At 75.9% G+C, this 1,739-nt stretch carries 2 protein-coding genes; one reads left to right on the top strand and one right to left on the bottom strand.

Features of this window, described 5'->3' with window-relative positions; genetic code table 11:
* Window positions 1-59 precede the first annotated feature (59 nt).
* Complete coding sequence (gene gloB, locus A7A76_RS05245) at window positions 60-842, bottom strand: hydroxyacylglutathione hydrolase (RefSeq protein ID WP_206410204.1); 783 nt, start codon at window positions 840-842, stop codon at window positions 60-62.
* A gap of 172 nt (window positions 843-1,014) precedes the next feature.
* Here gloB and A7A76_RS05240 point away from each other — a divergent pair.
* The coding region (locus A7A76_RS05240) for a methyltransferase domain-containing protein (protein ID WP_241200741.1) at window positions 1,015-1,739 on the top strand (725 nt) is incomplete at its 3' end.

Below are 1,739 nucleotides of genomic sequence, written 5' to 3'. Positions count from 1 at the left end.
GGCGCGGCGGCGCGCGCTCAGGCCGCGGCCACCCGCGGCCGGACTCGGCGGCGCCCCGCTCACGCGCGGAACCCGTCCTTCCAGCGCCGCAATTCGGCGAAGGTCTCGACCTCGTCGGCCGGCGCCCGGCCCAGACGCGCGCTCACCGCGGCGATCACCGCGGGCTCGCGGCTGCGCAGGAACGGGTTGGCGGCGCGCTCGTCGGCGATCGTGCTGGGCAGGGTCGGTTGTCCGGCGTTGCGCATGGCCTGGGCCTGTTCGATGCGGCGCTGCAGCGCCGGGTTGTCGGATTCGACCACGCGCGCGAAGGCGGCGTTGGACAGGGTGTATTCGTGGCCGCAGCAGACCCGGGTCGGGTCGGGCAGGGCGGCCAGCCGGCTCAGCGAGGCCAGCATCTGGGCGGGCGTACCTTCGAACAGTCGGCCACAGCCCAGGCTGAACAAGGTATCGCCGGTGAACGCGACGGGGGCACCGTCCGGGCCGTCGTCGAGCACGTAAGCGATGTGGCTCGAGGTGTGGCCGGGCACTTCCAGGACGCGCAAGGACTGCCCGGCCGCTTCGATCCGGGCGCCGTCGCCGAGGCGCCGGGTGGCTTCGGCGATGCGCTCGTCGTGCGGCGAAAACACCGGCATCTGCGGCCAATGTTGCAGCAACGCCGCGGTTCCGCCGATATGGTCGTTGTGGTGGTGGGTCAGCAGGATCGCCGCCGGGCGCAGCCCTTCGGCGGCTGCGGCCAGCACCGGCCCGGGTTCGCCCGGATCGACGATCAGCGCGTCGCCGCCGTCGCCGGCGAGCGTCCAGATGTAGTTGTCGCTGAGGGCGGGCAAGGCGAGCAGCCGCATCGAACCGGTTCTCCTGGCAGCACCGCTGCCGCTGGCGCACGCGCGGCGCGGACGCCGCCGCAGTAGGCTGGGCGGCGTCGGCGCGGTTCGCGCCGGCACCGTGGTTTTTGCTATATCCATCGCTCGGCTCCGGGCCCGCGGTCGCGGCCCGACCCCCTACCGAGAGGCGACCATGCCCGCCCTGTCCCACGGACGTCAACCCAACCCCGGTCACGGCGCCGGCCCCGGCCAGGCCCTGCGCTGGTTCGGCGAGGTCTCCGGGCACGGCCTGCTGGAGGTCGAATCCGGGGCGATGGCGCGGGTGCTGGCGGCCAGCCCGGCCTTGCCCTGGGCCTGGTTCGGGGTCGCCGCGGCCTCGCCGCCGCACGGGCGCGGGGTGGCCCTGCAGCGCAGCCTGGAAGGCTTCGACGGCGCGCTGCGTTGCCGCCTGCCGCTGCCGCTGGCCAGCGAGGCGTTCGGCGCGGTGCTGCTGCAGCACGTGTTCGACGACGGCGCCGACCCGCTGCCGCTGCTCGGCGAATGCGCGCGCATCCTCGCCCCGGGCGGGCGGCTGTGGCTGGCCACGCTCAATCCCTGGAGCCCGTACCGGCTGCGCTGGGCGCGCAGCGGCCTGCGCGCGCGCGACGCCGGCCACTGGCAGGCGGCGCTGCGCGGCTCGGGCTTCGCCGCCGATCCGGTCAGCCTGCAGTGGCTGGGACCGCGCTGGCGCGAGGCGCACGGCGAGGTCGGGGTCGGCGCGGCCGACGTGCTGCGCGCCGGGCTGGCGCTGAGCCTGACCAAGCGCGTGCACGCCGCGATCCCGCCATCGCGGCTGCAACAGCTGCGCTGGCAGACCGGCCTGGTGCCGCGCGACGCCGCCACCCAGCGCGGCGCGCCCGCGGCCGCGCGCGAGCGCGA

This window comes from Lysobacter enzymogenes, assembly GCF_017168095.1.
Lineage (GTDB): Bacteria > Pseudomonadota > Gammaproteobacteria > Xanthomonadales > Xanthomonadaceae > Lysobacter > Lysobacter enzymogenes_D.
Note: the sequence above shows the minus strand (reverse complement) of the source record. Positions and strands in the feature narration are given on the sequence as shown.